This window comes from Agrobacterium sp. K11 (assembly GCF_059429395.1).
Map to the genome: position 1 here is coordinate 70,478 of NZ_JCAHRB010000003.1, position 16,772 is coordinate 87,249.

The 16,772-nt window shown below is 61.9% G+C and carries 22 protein-coding genes; 3 read left to right on the forward strand and 19 right to left on the reverse strand.

Annotated elements, in window-relative coordinates; translation table 11 throughout:
- The 7 genes from AC5SEO_RS05460 to AC5SEO_RS05490 all read right to left on the reverse strand — a co-directional run bounded on the left by AC5SEO_RS05460 (position 1) and on the right by AC5SEO_RS05490 (position 3,702).
- Positions 1 to 435, reverse strand: a complete 435-nt coding sequence (locus AC5SEO_RS05460) for a C40 family peptidase (RefSeq protein WP_113291426.1) — start codon at positions 433 to 435, stop codon at positions 1 to 3.
- Positions 432 to 1,316 carry a phage/gene transfer agent baseplate hub protein gene (locus AC5SEO_RS05465; protein WP_174068100.1) on the reverse strand — a complete coding sequence of 295 codons (885 nt, stop codon included), beginning with the start codon at positions 1,314 to 1,316 and terminating at the stop codon, positions 432 to 434. Before AC5SEO_RS05465 ends, AC5SEO_RS05460 begins: the two co-directional genes overlap by 4 nt.
- Positions 1,313 to 1,951 carry a phage distal tail protein, Rcc01695 family gene (locus AC5SEO_RS05470; protein WP_174068099.1) on the reverse strand — a complete coding sequence of 213 codons (639 nt, stop codon included), beginning with the start codon at positions 1,949 to 1,951 and terminating at the stop codon, positions 1,313 to 1,315. Before AC5SEO_RS05470 ends, AC5SEO_RS05465 begins: the two co-directional genes overlap by 4 nt.
- Before the next feature lie 90 nt (positions 1,952 to 2,041).
- The gene (locus tag AC5SEO_RS05475) at positions 2,042 to 2,623 is read right to left on the reverse strand and encodes a phage tail tape measure protein (protein WP_065658129.1); all 582 of its coding nucleotides are present in this window, start codon (positions 2,621 to 2,623) and stop codon (positions 2,042 to 2,044) included.
- Between the two features lie 97 nt (positions 2,624 to 2,720).
- Complete coding sequence (locus tag AC5SEO_RS05480; RefSeq protein WP_174068098.1) at positions 2,721 to 2,942, reverse strand: rcc01693 family protein; 222 nt, start codon at positions 2,940 to 2,942, stop codon at positions 2,721 to 2,723.
- Complete coding sequence (locus AC5SEO_RS05485) at positions 2,939 to 3,295, reverse strand: gene transfer agent family protein (protein ID WP_013635742.1); 357 nt, start codon at positions 3,293 to 3,295, stop codon at positions 2,939 to 2,941. The genes AC5SEO_RS05480 and AC5SEO_RS05485 overlap by 4 nt, the downstream gene beginning before the upstream one ends.
- The gene (locus tag AC5SEO_RS05490) at positions 3,295 to 3,702 is read right to left on the reverse strand and encodes a phage major tail protein, TP901-1 family (protein ID WP_003512111.1); all 408 of its coding nucleotides are present in this window, start codon (positions 3,700 to 3,702) and stop codon (positions 3,295 to 3,297) included. The genes AC5SEO_RS05485 and AC5SEO_RS05490 overlap by 1 nt, the downstream gene beginning before the upstream one ends.
- 107 nt (positions 3,703 to 3,809) lie before the next feature.
- Here AC5SEO_RS05490 and AC5SEO_RS05495 point away from each other — a divergent pair, with 107 nt between their 5' ends.
- Positions 3,810 to 5,009 (forward strand): MFS transporter, encoded by a 1,200-nt coding sequence (locus AC5SEO_RS05495; RefSeq protein ID WP_174068097.1) that lies wholly within the window; start codon positions 3,810 to 3,812, stop codon positions 5,007 to 5,009.
- Positions 5,010 to 5,016: 7 nt separating this feature from the next.
- Here the strand turns inward: AC5SEO_RS05495 and AC5SEO_RS05500 are convergent, their stop codons facing one another.
- The 11 genes from AC5SEO_RS05500 to AC5SEO_RS05550 all read right to left on the reverse strand — a co-directional run bounded on the left by AC5SEO_RS05500 (position 5,017) and on the right by AC5SEO_RS05550 (position 13,459).
- Positions 5,017 to 5,412, reverse strand: a complete 396-nt coding sequence (locus tag AC5SEO_RS05500) for a tail completion protein gp17 (protein ID WP_174068096.1) — start codon at positions 5,410 to 5,412, stop codon at positions 5,017 to 5,019.
- Positions 5,409 to 5,744 carry a phage head closure protein gene (locus AC5SEO_RS05505; RefSeq protein ID WP_112681489.1) on the reverse strand — a complete coding sequence of 112 codons (336 nt, stop codon included), beginning with the start codon at positions 5,742 to 5,744 and terminating at the stop codon, positions 5,409 to 5,411. Before AC5SEO_RS05505 ends, AC5SEO_RS05500 begins: the two co-directional genes overlap by 4 nt.
- A gap of 3 nt (positions 5,745 to 5,747) precedes the next feature.
- Complete coding sequence (locus tag AC5SEO_RS05510; protein ID WP_003512105.1) at positions 5,748 to 6,317, reverse strand: head-tail connector protein; 570 nt, start codon at positions 6,315 to 6,317, stop codon at positions 5,748 to 5,750.
- 112 nt (positions 6,318 to 6,429) lie between these two features.
- Positions 6,430 to 7,689 (reverse strand): phage major capsid protein, encoded by a 1,260-nt coding sequence (locus tag AC5SEO_RS05515; protein WP_174068095.1) that lies wholly within the window; start codon positions 7,687 to 7,689, stop codon positions 6,430 to 6,432.
- Positions 7,690 to 7,726: 37 nt separating this feature from the next.
- On the reverse strand, positions 7,727 to 8,317 hold the full coding sequence (locus tag AC5SEO_RS05520) for an HK97 family phage prohead protease (protein WP_065658134.1): 591 nt from the start codon (positions 8,315 to 8,317) through the stop codon (positions 7,727 to 7,729).
- Between the two features lie 41 nt (positions 8,318 to 8,358).
- Positions 8,359 to 8,679 (reverse strand): DUF6107 family protein, encoded by a 321-nt coding sequence (locus tag AC5SEO_RS05525; RefSeq protein ID WP_003512100.1) that lies wholly within the window; start codon positions 8,677 to 8,679, stop codon positions 8,359 to 8,361.
- Positions 8,680 to 8,866: 187 nt separating this feature from the next.
- A complete protein-coding gene (locus tag AC5SEO_RS05530) occupies positions 8,867 to 10,033 on the reverse strand; it encodes a phage portal protein (protein WP_013635734.1) in 1,167 nt (388 codons plus the stop codon).
- Between the two features lie 186 nt (positions 10,034 to 10,219).
- Positions 10,220 to 10,543 (reverse strand): Dabb family protein, encoded by a 324-nt coding sequence (locus AC5SEO_RS05535; RefSeq protein WP_003512096.1) that lies wholly within the window; start codon positions 10,541 to 10,543, stop codon positions 10,220 to 10,222.
- A gap of 43 nt (positions 10,544 to 10,586) precedes the next feature.
- Positions 10,587 to 11,225 carry a lysozyme family protein gene (locus tag AC5SEO_RS05540; RefSeq protein ID WP_065688296.1) on the reverse strand — a complete coding sequence of 213 codons (639 nt, stop codon included), beginning with the start codon at positions 11,223 to 11,225 and terminating at the stop codon, positions 10,587 to 10,589.
- Positions 11,226 to 11,675: 450 nt separating this feature from the next.
- The gene (locus AC5SEO_RS05545) at positions 11,676 to 12,935 is read right to left on the reverse strand and encodes a DNA-packaging protein (RefSeq protein WP_174068094.1); all 1,260 of its coding nucleotides are present in this window, start codon (positions 12,933 to 12,935) and stop codon (positions 11,676 to 11,678) included.
- Complete coding sequence (locus AC5SEO_RS05550) at positions 12,932 to 13,459, reverse strand: hypothetical protein (RefSeq protein WP_003512088.1); 528 nt, start codon at positions 13,457 to 13,459, stop codon at positions 12,932 to 12,934. Before AC5SEO_RS05550 ends, AC5SEO_RS05545 begins: the two co-directional genes overlap by 4 nt.
- Positions 13,460 to 13,712: 253 nt before the next feature.
- Between AC5SEO_RS05550 and AC5SEO_RS05555 the strand changes: the two genes are divergently transcribed.
- The gene (locus tag AC5SEO_RS05555) at positions 13,713 to 15,353 is read left to right on the forward strand and encodes an alpha/beta hydrolase (protein ID WP_174068338.1); all 1,641 of its coding nucleotides are present in this window, start codon (positions 13,713 to 13,715) and stop codon (positions 15,351 to 15,353) included.
- A gap of 26 nt (positions 15,354 to 15,379) precedes the next feature.
- On the opposite strand, the gene AC5SEO_RS05560 is transcribed toward AC5SEO_RS05555, so the two are convergent.
- Positions 15,380 to 16,219, reverse strand: coding sequence for an SDR family oxidoreductase (locus AC5SEO_RS05560; protein ID WP_065688129.1), 840 nt, complete (start codon positions 16,217 to 16,219; stop codon positions 15,380 to 15,382).
- A gap of 143 nt (positions 16,220 to 16,362) precedes the next feature.
- Between AC5SEO_RS05560 and AC5SEO_RS05565 the strand changes: the two genes are divergently transcribed.
- The gene (locus AC5SEO_RS05565; RefSeq protein WP_019564087.1) at positions 16,363 to 16,734 is read left to right on the forward strand and encodes a winged helix-turn-helix transcriptional regulator; all 372 of its coding nucleotides are present in this window, start codon (positions 16,363 to 16,365) and stop codon (positions 16,732 to 16,734) included.
- The last annotated feature ends 38 nt before the right edge of the window (positions 16,735 to 16,772 follow it).

The following is a 16,772-nucleotide window of genomic DNA, read 5'->3' on the forward strand; positions in this document are numbered from 1 at the left end:
TCAGGGTTCGGGAAAACGGAAGACGCCGGCAATACGTCGCTTCCAGCCGGGCACCAGCGCCGAGCGCACCACTGCCACCTGTTCATAGGCATGGATGAAATGCTGCGGCCCGGCGAGGATGCCGAGATGTTTCGCCGCTGCATCGGCCCGCCAGCGGAACAGCAGCAGGTCGCCCGGCATAGCCTCTTCCATATCAGGCACCGCCGAAAAATAACGTTTCGCGGCCTCCAGCAACCGGTCCTCGCCGCCCCGCTCGGCCCAATCTGGTGCGTAGGGCGGCGGCAGTTCCGGTTCCTCGCCGTAAAGCGAGCGCCAGATGCCCCTGACAAGGCCGAGGCAATCGCAGCCAACGCCTTGCAACGACGCCTGATGCCGGTAGGGCGTGCCGATCCAGCCTTGCGCGACCGCCAGCACTTTTTCTGAGGTACTGCTCATGGAAACAGCGCCCCGCCGTCATGGGTCTGGCCGCTGCTGGCGTAGGAATAGGCGAAATCCGCCCCCGGCAGATGCGGAAAGCCACGAAAGTTCAGGTAATTGGCGAATTTCGCCTTGCAGGTCGCAAAACGCTTGTCGCAACCGGCGATGACGGAAAAAACATCACCCGGCTGCGGCGGTTGCTCCGGAGCGAGCCACAAGGACAGAAGCGTGCCGCCATCGCGTTTCTCGTGGCCGTCGAGATCGAAACCCTTGCCGGCAAGTTGGCCGCTCAGAAACTGCAATTTCCCACGGCTGAAGAAACCATCGGCGAAAGCGTCCAGCCCTGTCACCAGCAGGTTGCCCGCCGCGTCCGTGCCCGCAACGCTGCCGGTGCCGGTAAATCGCTTGAGATCGACGCCGCATCGCCGATCACCAAGGGCGGCATCGCAGCGCCGCCCATAGACCCTGCCCTGCGGCTGGGAAAGACGATGGGCGATGCTGCGCAGCTCGGCACGAAACGCTCCGCCCGCCCGTGTCACCTCGCCGATTTCGCGCATGTTCAGCAGCACATGCTGTTCCGGCGCCTGCCAATTGACGAGGTAGAGCGCCACCTGCGCACCATCGAAACGTCCGGCGGCCAGATCGCTTTCGGAAATCGCCTCACTGGCAAAGCCGCCCGTCACTTCGCCCGCACTCGCGCCAAGTCCGGCCTCGCTGTCGTTGTCACTCGCACCAAAGCCGCTTGCGGCCAGATAGGCAGTACCGGCGAAGGAAAGGGTCCCGTCATGGTCGGTAAAACCGATGACCTCGCCGTCCTTCAGCGTCACTTTCCAGCAATGGCAGGTGGTCGTGGCCTCGCCCGCCAGATGCTCGGCAAAAGCGGCAGGAATGGTCTTCATGGGAGGATTTCCATCAATGGAATGGAGGGAATGCGGCCCACCTCGAAGGCGGTAAGGTTCACGTCGATGCGGTCGATTGCAAATCGCACCGGCACGTCGAATTCGAAACCGGCCCGGATTGCGGCACCGGCAGGCGGCGCCTTACCGGCGCGAAACGTCACCGTACCGGTCGCATGGTCGACCGAAAAATCCGACAAGACGGCTTTCACCCCATCGACTGAGATGATGACCGAAGCCTCGACCGGCTTCTCTACCCGCCGGGTGAAAGAACCGCCCGCATCGGCATAGGTCTTCACCAGCTGAAAAGCCGTCGTCGTGCCGTCACCGGTGCCAATCTTCTGGTCGCTTGCAGCAGGTGTCTGGCCCGGCGGACATGATTTGAAATCCACCGGGTCGCGAAACCGAAAACCATGGAGTTCACCGCGCCGCGCCTCGAAAAAGGACAGCACCTCGTAAAGATCGGCAACGGAGCGAATGCCCGATCCTGCGTCATAGGCGCGTCTGGCATTCTTCCAACGCTGGTTGCGGTTCTCCCGCCCATTGGAAAGGTTGACGATATCGGTTCTCCTTACCGGCCCGCCGCTCACGCCAAGCGCCAGCCTCAGCGGAAACCGCACTTCATGAAATGCCGCCATGTCGTTGTTCCTGGATTCGTTTTGATAGTCTGGGAAAGATGGAAGGGTCACGCTCGACACAGAGGTCTTGCAGGGAGGAGGTCCAATCCGTCACAGGCCGCGCTGGCCACGCCCGACGCTGCGCGCCAGCATGGCGGCGATCTGGCCTTCACTTTTTCTGAAGCTCGCCGCGTCCGTCGCCGTCACATTGAAAACGATCTGCGCGCCGCCGCCACCCGCCGGTGCGGCAACACCGAGCGCCCCATCCGAACCACGCTTCAGCGGCAGGATCGCCTCGGCACCCGCTTCGCCCATCAGGCCAAGCCCGCCGCCCATCGGGAAGAAGGCCGGGCTTGCGACCACACCGCCATCGGCAAAGGGCGTGATACTGCGTCCCGGCACCCCGCCATCGGCAAAGGCAAACAGCGAACCGCCGCCATTTAAAAGCCCGCCTACGGCATTGCCGATCATGTTCTCAAGCGGCTTCAGCCCGGCGGAAAGCGCAATGCCGGAGAGCCGTTCGCCAAGCCCGCGCAACACTTCATCCAACCCCTTGCCGCCCGTCACTGCGGCCTGCATGGCAGAAGTCAACGCCGCCCCGAACCGCTCGGAACGCCGTTCGAGATCACCCATCACCTCCGAAAGCGCTTCCGCTTCCTCGCGACTGTCCGCAATCGATACTTCGCCTGCCATCACGCTTGCCTTTCTGATTCAAAACGGAGCCGTAGATGTTTGAATTGCCTGGTCGTTTTCACGAAAGATGCACGTCCCCCAAAATAGCAAACCACACTCACCCATCCGGAAACCGCCGCATCATCGCATCCATCGCCGGGCGGTCGAGGGTGTGGAAAACGGGGCGGATGCCGCCGGTCATGGCAAAGAATTCCCTTGGCGTCAGCCGCCAGAAGGTTTCGGAGGAAAGCCGCAGCAGGTGGAAACCGGTGTGTATTACCGCCTCCCAGGGAAAAGGACGCGGTGTCAGATCGCCCACCTCACCTGCTGCGGCACTCAAGGGTCCGGCGGCGTGCCCCTCGAACCGGCAAAGGTGGCTGTCAGGAGATCGGCGACGATGGCGGCGTGACCGGCAAGGCCGCCTTCCACCGTGGCTGCGGCCACGTCCTCATCGGAAAACACGTTGCCCGCGCCGCGCAGACCGGCGCCGATCACCCGTATCATATCGGTCGCCTTCATACGTCCGGCTGCGAAACGTTCGGCGAGCGCGGTGAGATCATCGGCCTGAAAGGCTGTTTCGAGTTCGGCGAGAGCACCGAGCGTCAGGCAAAGAACGCGCCTTTCGCCATCGATCAGCGCCTCAATCTCGCCGCGATGGCGGTTCGCCCGCCCGTAACGTAACCCTTGCGGCATCACAGTGCTCCGAAATTAAGGAAACCGGCCGATTCCAGCGCAGTCTCGAATTGCACTTCGCCATCGTGGCGACCGGAATATTCGAGCGCGACGATCTGGAACGGCCCGGTGATCGTGCCGAAGTCAGGAATGACGATCTGCCAGCCCGGAATGGAGCCGGCGAAAAATGCGCCACGCACCAGGGCATCGCTTGCCTGATCCTTGAAGATGCCCGACGCCGTCAACGATGCCCGCTGCACGCCGGCGCCGGCCAGAAGCTCGCGCCAGCGCCCGGCGCTTTCGCCATCGGTAATATCGACCGCCTGCGCGTTGAAGGCCAGACGCTTGGTTCTGAGCCCCGCCACGGTCACATAGGAGCCGGCGTTGTTGAACTTCAGCAGCAGGTCCTTGCCCTTCTGCGCCACCATGGTGTTCTCCCTCTCGTTTCGATTGATGTCGTCTCGTTTGATGTTGCCGGGTCGCAACTGGCCTGCTACCAAAAGCATTCCCGCATCTCGCACCCGCGATTTTCATCATGTCTGATGCCACCCCCTTCACGTCTCGCGCGCGCCTTATCGGCGTGCTTGCGGTTGGGCAGGTCGTCAGCTGGGGCACCGGTTTCGACATGCTGGCCATACTGGGGCCACGCATCGGACAGGAACTGGCCATCGCAAACGAGGTCGTTTTTGCCGGTCTCACCGTCATGATGACGATCAGCGCCCTCTGCGGCCCGCTTCTGGGAAGAACGCTGGTGCGCCGTGGTGCCACCCCTGTTCTTGTGGCGGGTTCGTTGCTCTTCACGGCGGGTTTTGTCGTGCTCGCCTTTGCGGGCGGCGTGATCAGCTATCTTCTCGGCTGGGTCGTGATGGGTCTGGCCGCAACCTGTGGCCTGACGACGGCGGCCCATACCGCTGTGGTGGAACGTGTCGGCGCGGAAAGTGGCCGGTCGCTGACGCTTCTGATGGTGTTTACCGGGCTTTCGGCAGCGGTTTTCCTGCCCGTCACCACCGTCGCAGATCAGCACCTGGGCTGGCGCGGCACCCTTTTGGTATATGCCTGTCTGCAAATATTCGTGCTTCTGCCACTCTATGTTTTTGTCCTTCCCGGACGAAGGACGAGCAATACTCCAGGCACGTCGAAAACCGCTGCTGTCTCGACATCGCCTGTCGATACGCGGCGCGCCTTTCTGCTTCTGGCGGCAATGACGACGCTTAGCGCCTTCACAGCCTTTGGCTTTTCGCCGCTCCTGCCTCTGCTGCTGGTCCATGCCGGCGCATCGCAATCGCTCGCCGTGCAACTGGCAGCCGTGCGCAGCGTGCTTGCGATCATGGCGCGCGGGTTGGATTTTCTGCTTGGAAAACACGGCAATCCTTTCGTCACCTGCATGATCGGCTTAGGTATGCTGCTCGCATCCTTCGTGCTGTTGCTCGTTTTTGCCCCGGCCATGCCCGCTTTCATCGGTTTCATCATTTTCTTCGGCTTTGGCGCGGGCGTGCTCACCGTCAGTCGCGCGGTGTTGCCGCTCGCAGTATTTTCACCGGAACAATATGGCCTTCAGGCCGCGCGTATCTCCCTGCCGCAGAACCTTGCGATTGCCGTGGCGCCCGTCATTTTCACGCTGGCGCTGGATCGCGGCGGGGTGGCGGCCATGCTCACCATCGCCGCCGTGCTGATCAGCATTTCGTTTCTGCTGCTGATCGTGCTTTGGCGCACCGTGCGCAAACAGAATTCCTGAACCGACCCTATTCCGTTACCGCCCTGAAACGCATTTCTGCGAGGAAGTTCCGTGTCTTCGGCTCGCGCCGCGAACGGCTCGAGAGAAGCTGCAGATTGACGAGCGAGATACCGACAAGCGGAAGGGCGGCATCGTCGAGCAGGGTTTTCACCCGCCCGGCAATCTCACCCGCGCACCTGCGGCCATTGGCATCGCTCCAGATGTCGAGCGACAGAAAATGTTCTTCGGCCTTTTCCGTCGCCGTCGAGTAATCGCGGCTTTCAAGTTCGCCGATAACGATCAAGGGCAGGACGGCGCGCGGCAAAAGCCGGTCGACGATACCGCCGGGGATGAACTCCATCAGAGCAGCGTCGCCGGAAAGTCTTGCGAAAATCGCCTGTAGAAGCACATTTGCGGCGCTCACGGGCTTTCCTCCTCACAGCGGCAGACGATGAAACGGCGGGTCTCGTCCGGATCCATCACGGCCCGGATCGCCAGAATGCGCCGTCCCTTGCGAAAGCGCATGCCGGCGGCAATGTCGCTGCGCCAGACCAGCCAGACGCGGTGGGTGATTGTTACGCCCTCAGCCGAGGCCCGCTCATGCGAGGCATTCGAAACAGGTTCGATGGCCGTCCAGAGCGAACCCAGGAAACTCCAGCTTTCCGCGGCCCCACCCTGCCCGTCCGGTACCTCACTGCGCACCTCCAGCTCCAACCGCGCCGTAAGCTTGCCGGGGTCGAGAAAAACGAGGTTCATGGCTCAGAGCCCCGCACGGCAGAACGGCGACACCAGCCGCTCGTAACCGGCCGGAACCGCTGCGGGTTGATTTTCCAGAGCAACGGCTCCGCGGAAGGCGAACATCTGGGCCACATGCATCAGCATGGCGCGTTTCAGCGTATCGGGCACATCGGTTCCCGCCTCACCGTAACCGGCAATGAAGTCGATCTCGATGCCGTTCATCACCCGTCCGGGGGCTGGCGGGTCGCGCAGCCACAGCCGCGCCGGGCGCGCCTCGCCGTCAAGCAACCTGTCGGCGGCTGTGATGTCGGCCGCGCGCCCTTGACCGTCAAAAACCAGAATCGTTTCGATGGTTTGCACCGGTCCCTTACCAATCAGAATCATGCCACTCGGCGGCCACCGGTCGAGATAGAGCCGCCAGGTCTGGCGTATCAGGCAAAGTCCTGTCGTACGTTCCAGATGCTCGCGGGCGGTACGGATCAGCGCAGCCAGCAGCGCATCCTCGTCGCCGCCGTCGAGACGCAAATGCGCCTTCACCTCGGCAAGCGTCAGCGGCTCCGCCTGCGGCGGATGAATGAGGGCATAGGTCATGGGGTCTCCGGATATGGGACAGAAAGAATTCCGGCCGAAAGCGTTTGGCGAAAATGTAGCATCCGCACGCCGTCACCCCCGACTTGGTCCGGGGTGACGGGGAAGATTGTGGTCAATTCACCCCGAACTTCACCAGCTTGATCGCCTCGAAGTTCTGCACGCCGCCGCCCACGCGCTTGGTGGTGTAGAACAGCACATAGGGTTTTGCCGAATAGGGATCGCGCAGGATGCGCACGCCGGTGCGGTCCACCACGAGGTAACCGGCGCGGAAATCACCGAAAGCGATGGCGAAGCTGTTTGCCGCGACATTCGGCATGTCTTCGGCCTCCATCACGGGAAAGCCCATCAGCGAGGCTGGCTGCCCGGCGGCAGCGGGCGGATGCCAGAGATAGGCGCCGCTGGTATCCTTGAAGCGGCGCAGCGCGCCTTGCGTCTTGCGGTTCATCACGAAGTTGCCGTTCTGGCGGTGGCCTGCCTTCAGCCCATAGACGGCATCCAGCAGCACATCCATTGGCCCCGCGGAGGCGAAGCCACCCGCAACACCGGTGGCGACATAACCGATATTGCCCCAGCTCCAGCTGTCATTGGCGACGGCCGTATAAGAGAGGAAACCCTTCGGTCTGTTGGTGCCGTCGCCGGCGATGAACGCCGCTGCCTCCTGTTCGGCAAAGGCAATGTCCACTTCCGAGGCGATCCAGGCCTCGATATCCACGGCCGCATCATCCAGCAACCCCTGGGTTGCGGCAGGCATGGCGTAGAGTTCCATGGTCGGGAAGGAAAGTTCGGAGAGCTTCGGTGTCGTCGTCTCGGGGCGAGCCGCCGTTTCAGAAACCCAGCCGGTGGCAAATCCACCCGGCGAAAACGGCTTCTTCAGCACGGCAGTGGAAACCTGCCGCACGGTCGCCAGCGACCGGATCGGTGAAATCGCCGTCATGCGGCGGCCGATCTCGCCATCCGTTTCGGTGGGCAGCAGATAACCACCATCGGCGCCTGTCGATCCGGCAAAGGCCTTGGCCTCCAGATCGCGCAGCGCGCCCTCCTCACCCCGGCGGATATAGGCCTCGAAGGCGGCCTTGTGCTCATCCGTATCGAGGGAATGCGCCTGCTTGCGGCCGAGCGCCGGGCGCGCTTTCTTGAGCGCCAGATCGTCCATGATCTTGCGGTTGTCATCGAGCGCCTTGTCGATGCGGTCGAGCTTGTCGCGGGTCACGACGTCGGACCCCATCTTGCGTTCGATATCGGAAAGCCGCTGGTCGTTGGTGTCGCGGAAGGCCTCCATGAACTCGTCGAAGGCCGCCGTCATCGTATCGGGCACGGCCTTCACCTGCGGCGCAACCGTCATTGCGGCCGGTTTTGTCATCTGGTCTGTCATGTCGCCATCCTTGTTTTCGGAAGTGTTTGGGAGGAAGTCAGCGTTTGAAGGCTGTGTCGAAAAGCGAACGCGCCGCGCGGCGCATGGTGCGCACCAGCTCGGTTTCGCGGTCGCGGAAGAAGCGGGCGTGTTTGACATCCGATACCCGCGCGGACGGCAGCATCGGAAAGGTCACCACAGAGATTTCCCAGAGATCGGCCTCCAGAATGCGCCTGACGCCAGAGCGTGCCGCCTTGCCGGAGCGCCCCTCCTTGCTGGCACGTACCGTGCGAAAACCGATCGAAAGCCCGTCCAGCGCGCCTGTCTTCATCAGCGAATGGACCTCTCGCGAGCGGGCGACGCCGGGGGCGAGAACACCTTCCACGTAAAGCCCGCGCTCATCCTCGCGGATGGTGCGCCATGCGCCGATCGGCTCGGCCGGATCGTGCTGGTAGAGCATCCGGATACCGCCCGCACCGCGTTCCTCGATGGAGCGGCGGAAAGCGCCGTGCTCGATCACGTCGCGGCCGAGATCGACCTCGCCGAAGACGCTGGCATAACCGGAAAACGTGCCGTCGCCAGCTATGCCGCGCAGTTCCAGATTGGCGAATTTGCGCGTGGCGGGGCGCGGCCCGCGATAGACGTGCATGGGAAACTCCTGCGATGTGAAAAGGGGGTGCCGCGTGGAGGCTAAGCGCGCGGACGGGCGTTGTAACGGTCGGCCACGCGCACCAGCAGGCCAAGCCCCCACCAGGCCACCATGCTGGCAGCGGCGGAGCCCGCCACCATGATTTCCCGGCCTGAAAGCGCGCCGGCAATCTCGAGTTGCTGCACGATCCACAGGCCCACGGGGCCGCCGAAGATCATGCCGCAGGAGACGCCGGTCACGAAACGGCTCGCCGCCTCGCGTTTGCTTTTCGGCAGGAGGTAGACGAGCGACACACCCGCGCCTGCGACGGCACCGGTGATGCGGGCGGCCCAGATGCCGCCTTCATTGGCGAATTCAGACATGGGTAATCATTCCGGTTTATGATGTGAAAAATCGGACAGACGCGCCGCGTCGCCCGCAGGTCGGGTGTGCAGTTTCAAAACGCCATTTCGCGAGTCTTCAGAATCGCTTGAACGGCGAACCTCACAAAACGATTCCGCTGGTTCAGAAATTGGTCGAAGACGCAGCCCGGTGGCTCAAGCACGGTGGCTAATACCCCACCGCCTCCCGCTTTTCCTCGTCGGTCAGAAACGATGCTGCGCCGATCCTTGTCCACAGGGCGTCCCGCTCACCGGCAAGACCGGCGATCCTGTCAAGATCCGGTTCCAGCCGCAGCCCGGAGCCGAAAATCGGCGATAGCCAGCCGCAGAGCCGTGCCGCCGTGCGGTTGACGAGCGGCAGCACGGTGAGACGATAAAAAGCGCGGTTTGCCTCCTGGTAATTGGCATAGGTATTGTCGCCGGGAATGCCGATCAGCATCGGCGGTACGCCGAGTGCAAGCGCGATGTCGCGTGCCGCACCGTTGCGTGCTTCCAGAAAATCCATATCGCGCGGCGAAAGCCCCATGGCCTTCCAGTCGAGACCGCCTTCCAGAAGAAGCGGCCGGCCTGCATTCATCGCGCCCTGATAACCTTCCTCCAGCTCGCGCTTCAGCCGCTCATATTGCTCGGTGGAGAGATTGCCACCCTCCTTCGGCTGATAGACCAGCGCACCGGAAGGGCGAGCGGAATTGTCGAGCAGACGTTTGTTCCACTGGCTTGCGGCATTGTGGAGATCGAGAGCCGCGCCCGCCGAAGCAAGGGGAGCGAACCCGGCCCGATCGTCCAGCGGATGAAAAAGTTTGAGGTGAAGCAGCCCCAGCCCGTCACGTTCAGCGGCAATGCGCCTGATGGCACGGCCCTCGGCACGATAATCGTAACCCACGGGCCAGCCATCCGCGCCTTCGATGATGCTCACCCGGTCCGGCCGCAAAAGATGCAGCTCGCGCAGTCGTTCGCCGACCACTAGCGGCTCGATATAGGCGTTGCCAGCCAACATCAGATGGCCATACAGCGTCTCGAAAAAGTCCGGCCCACCCATATGAGCGCTGGGCTTGCCTAGAAGTGCGAGCAGCGGATGATCGCCGATCTCCTCATCGCCATCGTAAAGCAGCCAGCTCACCGATGCGGAGGCTTCTGCCACCATGCGGGCGGCGCGGTGCGCTACCGGGTTTTTCATGAAGCCCTCGCGGGCGAGTGCGGCATAGGAGCGGCCGGACCAGAATGCCTGCCCACCCTGCGCCGCAACCGCCATGAAGCCGCCCGCCGCTGTCTTGCGTTCAGGCACGGCTCTGCCATCCGCCGGGCGCCGCCACGGCAGGGAAAACGGAAATCGCATGGAATTGTCCTTGTTTTAATGCGGGCTCAGTTTCCCGCCAGGCCCTCATCCCTGTGCTCGTCACAGGGATTCAGCCAGCCCAAGTCTTTGGACTGAAAGCACTCTTTTCGCCGCGCAGACGCGCGTCGGCTGGATTCCTGTGACAAGCACAGGAATGAGGGTGGAGGGCCCGAGTCTTGACGAAACTTACCGGATTGGCGCTTTCACTGCCGTATCGCTGTTGAAATCAGCGGCAACCCGCGTCTCGCGCAGCGGCTTCACCGTACGCGTCGAAAGATCATAAGCGGGGTCGGCTTTGTAGGCCGCGAGCGCCGCCTCGTTTTCGAACTCGCCATAAACGATGAAATCGACCGAATTGCCCCATTGGTCCTTCTTCACATTCTCGCCGATTTCGAGCTTCAGCGAATGCGGTATGGCGGTGAGGCCGGAGAGCCCCTTGCGCACGGCGTCGCGGTTTTCCTCGGGAACGGTGAAAAAAACGATATGGCGGATCACGGTGTCACCTGTCATGCAAAATTCGAATATGGCCCTTGCGGCGCTTGCTAACGGGTTATCATCTGCCCCGCGCCGGTTCAATCCGCGCCGCCAAAAGTGCGCGATGAAATGCCCGGCCGTAGTCCCCGACAAGCCGCGCCCGGTCGCGGCCATTGATGATGGCGCGCGCACCCTCCCAATCCTCACGCTTGCCCTCGAAGACATCGGCAAGTTTCCGGCCGGTAAAGCTGCCGGCTATCATGCCGTGGATCAGGATCGCGGTTGCCACATCCGGTTCCATGGCGCGCTCGGGACGCTCCAGAAGGTCCACACCGGTCAGCTGCGACATGGCCTCGTAATTGCGGCGATGCGTCAGTTGCACGAAACCGCGCCCGAGCCAGCTTCTGCCGTCGGCGTCTGGCCGCCAATAGGGTTTGCGCACCATGGGCAGCCTGCCTGCCGCAAAGGCCCGGTCCAGCCTTGCGATCGCCTCGGCATCGTTTGCCGCCAATGTCTCGCGCACCGGCTGCATGGTCGCAGCCGTCTCGTGAAAAGTGGTGGCCAGCATGTAGGCGAGCCAGCGGGGATCACCGCCCGGCAGGGCCTTGCCGAAGCCGGCCAGGATCGCCTTCGTCCCGTCAAGCTGTGTAGCTCGCAGGCGACCACCGTAGATGGAAATTCGCACCGACGCGAAGAATCGCGCCTCGTCATAGGCCACAGCCGGCTCCTGAAAATCGTGGGCGATATCACCCTTTGTTTTTTCCACATGACGGCCGTCAGAACTAAATCGATTTGAAAAAATCCTAATCGATTTTAATCCGCTGACCGGGGTTTTGAGGTAAAAAATTCCTTGAGTTGCGGAACCTTAGCGCGCTAACTCCATTCACCGCGCACTTCCGCAGCGTTGACCATTCAAGGAGGAATGCCACCATGACAGCGACAATCCCCCAGACCGTTTATGACCGGCTCGAAAACGAGTGGCGCCAGATGCGCGAAACCGGTTCTCAGCCGAAACCCGCGCAGTCTCCGAAGAAGTAGGATCTGCCAGACGTCCGATTTTGGGCGTTAACGGCGACCCGGATTTCTTCTCCCCGCCGGGGAGAAGAACCAATATGCATCGGCTAGATAGGCAATTGGCTCTCATTCATGGGGCCAATAATCGCGGACATCACATCCCTCGCACCCTCGGCTCACTCGCCACAGTCGTCGTCAACGCCGTTATTGCCCAAACCAGCGCATCGAGCCGGTCGGGCGAGCGTCCGGATGAAAGACCGTCGGGTCCGAAATCCGCCATCTGGTCGGTTAGTTTTTCAAACCGTGCGGCGTGGCGTACCCTGCCCTGTTCGTAGAGTGCCGCCACCGGCTCGGCGCGGGTGAACTTGCCCCGGCTTGCCCGCACCAGGGTCAGCGGCAGATTGGCGTCTATGCTCTGCAACATTGCCCGCACCATCTCGCCGCCCTGATTGACTTCCGCAACCACCCGGTCGCCCTCATGACGGCGAACGGCGGCGACAACGGCCCGCGCCCAGCCGCCCGGTGTTTCACCTTCCACCGAACAATCCGCAAGCACGACCAACTTGCCTGATATGCCAAGCCCGGCCGCCACGATGCCGCAGCAGGAATTTTCACCGATACCGGCGGGCGGGTCTACCGCGACCACGATCCGCGCCAGCGACTCATGGTCGGTTTCCACAATTGCTTCCAGATCGGCACGTTTCCACAGCGCGCCTTCGCGCTCATCAATCAGTTCGCCGCCGATTTCCTGACGCCCCAGCCGCGTACCGCCGTAACGGTCGTGCATGGCTTTCAGGAAACCCGGTGAGAGATTTTGCGCATTCATCGCCGTCGGCATTTTGGCCACCCGGCTCGAAGGGTCGGCGAGAAGCGCCTTCAGGAGGGGAATGGGCCGTGGCGTCGTCGTCACCAATTGCCGTGGGGCCTCACCAAGACGCAGGCCAAATTGCAGCATGTCCCAGGTTTCCTGCGGATATTTCCATTTTCCAAGTTCATCGGCCCAAGCCATGTGAAATTGCGGGCCGCGCAGGCTTTCTGGGTCTTCAGAGGAAAACACCTGCGCCATGGCCCCGTTTGGCCAGATGAGCCGGCGGCGCGATACCTCGAAGGCGGGGCGGCAACGGCGGGCGATACGGCAGATACCGGAAATGCCGTCGATCATCACCTCACGGGCATCCCCCAGGGTTTCCGCAACAAGCGCGATGCGCAGATCAGATTGCTTGCCGGCGGACGCAATCCTGTGCACCCATTCGGCCCCGGCGCGGGTCTTGCCGGATCCTCGCCCGCCGATCAGAAGCCACGTCCGCCAGTCACCCTCAGGCGGCTGTTGCGGCAGGTTGCCGATGAAACGCCAGTCGCGCAGAAGGGTGAAGACCTGCTTTTGCAGTTGGGGTTCGCTCGAAACATCCATCATGTGTCAGCTTCTGTAGATGGACTACGAGCCAGATCTGCCTCCAGCCTCGCGCGGCATTTCTGTTCCGCCAGTTCGTCGATGCGTTTGAGGAAATGCGCCACCGCCATTTCGTAATCTTCGGTATCGGCTTCGTCCTCGCCGGCAAGAGCCTGCCTCTCTTCTGCCAGCACCCGTTGCAGGGCATCGATCCGTTCCAGTGTGCGCACAATCAGCGAAAGCTGATCCGTTGCGGCCTTCACGTCGGCGCGCGCCTGTTTGCCCGAGGCATCCTCCACCGTTGATAAAAATGCCGCTTCGCTTGTCTGCCGCAGGTTGCGGTACATGCAGAACTGTTCGCGCATCTCCACCGTCAGCTCGTTCAGCAATTGCCGCAGATTGCCATTGCGCGCCGCATCTTCGGCAGCCAGCTTGTCGGCCCGCGATTTTATCTCGGGTGCGGCCTCTAGCCTGCCCTCGCCGCCATAGGCGCAGCTTTCCTGCCAGACGCCGTGGAGCGCCAGATCGCAATTGAGGATATTTGCCATGAGGTGGACCTGCGAGAGAAATGACGTGTCGCGGAAAAAGCATCGGTTAAACCGACCTTTGCCGCTCAGCCGCAAATCTCCGACTGTGACCTAAACCTATCAAACCACCGTCACGCTGTAAAGGATTATTTTCCTATAATTGTGATTTTTATCCTGCTAACAGGGTTTGCACCCTCGCCCGCCGCATACTACACTCGTGCCAGACGGCGGGAAAAAGGGGCAAGTCAAGTTGTTGAAACAATGGGTTGGGCGGTTGTTTGCGGGTCTTTCGGCAACCGGCATCGTCTTTGGCACTATTCTGTTCTGCGCTTCGCTCACGCCGTCTCTTCTGCCGCGCACATGGCTGATGCAGGGTGTGCTGTGCGGATTTTCCTTTGCCATCGGTTATCTGATCGGCGTGGCGCTCACCGCCATATGGACCTATCTGGAATTGCCCCACCCCTCGCGCCATAACCGGCGCAGCATCCGCTTTCTCATCGCCCTTGCCAGCGCGATAACGGCGATCGCGTTTCTTTGGCAGGCGAAAGACTGGCAGAATTCCATCCGTATCCTGATGGAGCTAGATCCGTTGCCCAGCGCCCACCCCACCAAGACTGGCGGCGTTGCGGTGCTGGTCTCCGCCCTCCTCATCGGCGCTGGACGGCTTTTCCAGCTCATCCGGCGATTCTTCTCGGTGCGCAGCCGTCACTTCCTGCCGCGCCGGCTCGCCAATGTGCTCGGTATAGCCGCCGCCATCGTGCTGTCATGGATGCTGCTGAACGGTCTGATCTTCGATATCGGCCTGAAGTTTGCCGATTCCTCGCTGAAACAGGTGGATGCGCTGATCGAGCCGGATGTACCGCGCCCTTCCGATGCGCTCAAAACCGGCAGCAGCGCTTCCCTGATGACATGGGAATCGCTTGGCCGCAGAGGCCGCGAATTCGTGGCCGGCGGGTCGGAGGCACAGGAGATTTCCGCCTTCACCCACCGCCCGGCCAGGGAACCGCTCAGGGTCTATGCAGGCCTGAATTCTGCGGCAACGCCCGAGGAAAGGGCAGCACTTGCGCTGGAGGAGCTGAAGCGGGTTGGCGGGTTCGAGCGCAAGGTGTTGCTGGTCGTCATTCCCACCGGCACCGGCTGGATCGATCCGGAAGCGCTTGATACGGTCGAATATCTGCATGACGGCGATATCGCCAGCGTTGCCGTGCAATATTCCTATCTTTCCAGCTGGATCGCGCTTTTGACGGAACCGGATTACGGTGTGGAAACGGCGCGCGCGCTGTTTCAGGCCGTCTACGGCTACTGGACCACCCTGCCGAAGGAAACGCGCCCGAAACTCTATCTGCACGGGCTGAGCCTCGGTTCGCTGAACTCGCAGAAATCATCCGATCTTTACGATGTGCTCTCGGACCCGTTCCAGGGTGCGCTGTGGAGCGGTCCGCCCTTTTCCAGCCCCACATGGCGCATGGCCACCAATGGGCGCGTGGCGGGTACGCCGGAATGGCTGCCGCGTTTCCGCGATTCCTCGGTCATCCGCTTCGCCAACCAATATACCACTGCGCATATGCCTGATGCGAAGTGGGGGCCGATGCGCATCGTCTATCTGCAATATGCCAGCGACCCGATCACCTTCTTCGAGGCCGCATCGCTTTACCGGCGACCGCAATGGATGGTTCATCACGGCCCTGACGTCTCCACATCCTTCCGTTGGTTCCCCGTCGTGACCCTGCTGCAGCTCGGTCTTGATGTTGCCGCCGCCACCACGGCGCCGATCGGTTACGGCCATGTCTACGCGCCGGAGCACTATATCGATGCGTGGATGGAGGTAACCGCACCGCAGGGCTGGAATGCGGATGATATCCAGCGGCTCAAGATGTTGTTCAAGGCCCGCCGCGGCTCCACCGATCCGGCGTGACGCGACGGGCGTGTCGTTTCTGAGCGTCAGTCCTTCAGCGCGGCCACATGGTCGGCCACATAGGTTTCCAGCGAGCGCGGTGCGTGGCCGGTCAAAGTCTCGACATCACCGGTGACCGCCGACGTCCAGCCTTCGCGCACCGGATAGAAGATCGACGCGAGGAAGGCGGCGTAATCCTTCGGAACGCCAGCGCCGGTCAGAATGCCGATGAAAACATCGTCCGAAACCGCGCTATAGCCGACCGGCTTGCCGATGGCCTGCGAGATGATCGCGGCCGCCTCGCCGTAACTCAAAGCCTTCGGCCCGGTCAGGTTGAACGCCTTATTGTCGAAAGCCGTCGAGGTCAGCGCTGCCGCTGCACTGTCGGCGATATCGCGCACGTCGATGAAGCTCGACTTGCCTTCGCCTGCCGGAACGGCGATCTGGCCGTGTTCGATGCCGGCCTTCCAGTAGGTGTGGAAATTATCGGCAAACCAGTTGGGGCGCAGAATGACGTAAGGCGCGCCGGAAGCGATGATCTTCAGTTCCACCTGGCGATAGGGAATGGAATCGTCGGCATCGACGCCGAAGACGCTGAGGAACACGATCTTCACATTGCGGCGGGCAGCTTCCTCGACAACCGGCGTCAGCGCGTCGATTGCATCCAGACGCCCGCCAGCCAGGATCAGAAACAGACGATCGACGCCATCGAAGGCATCCGTGTAGGTCGAGGCATCGGTATAATCGAAGCGCACCCCTTCCGCGCCTTCGGCTGCCTTGCCGGTGCGCGAGGCCGCTTTCACGCTTTCGCCCCTGGCCAGAAGCGCTTTTACCAGCGGCGTGCCGATGGTGCCGGTGGAGCCGATTACGAGTATCTTGCCAGTCATCTCAAATCTCCGTAGTATCTAGTAGAAACCATGTTTCGAAAACATACGTACTGCGTATTCGAAATCAGGAAAAGAGAGCACTTTCCGGTTATCTGGTATCCTCAAGGAAACCGACCCGGGCTTTTCAGAGCGGGATGAGACCCATGGAACATGTCTATGACGTTTACGAGGATCGCTGCCCCACACGCATGGTGCTGGACAGGATCGCTGACAAATGGGCGCTGCTGATCCTCGACAAGCTTCGGGTGGACGCGGTGCGCTTCAACCTGCTGCGGCGGGAAATCAAGGGCATTTCGCAGAAGGTTCTGTCTCAGACGCTGAAAAAGCTCGAGCGCGACGGCCTGATTTCGCGGCAGGCCTTTCCGACTGTGCCGGTCACGGTCGAATATTCCCTGACGCCGCTCGGGCGCACGCTGACCGACACGGTTGCGGCACTGGCCCACTGGGCGGAGGGCAACATGGACGCGGTGCTGGCGGCGCAGAAGGCTTATGACGAGAGGGGTGGGTTAGGGTAAGGCAGACCCCCGCCTTCCTGATTTCTTTGCTTGTCAAA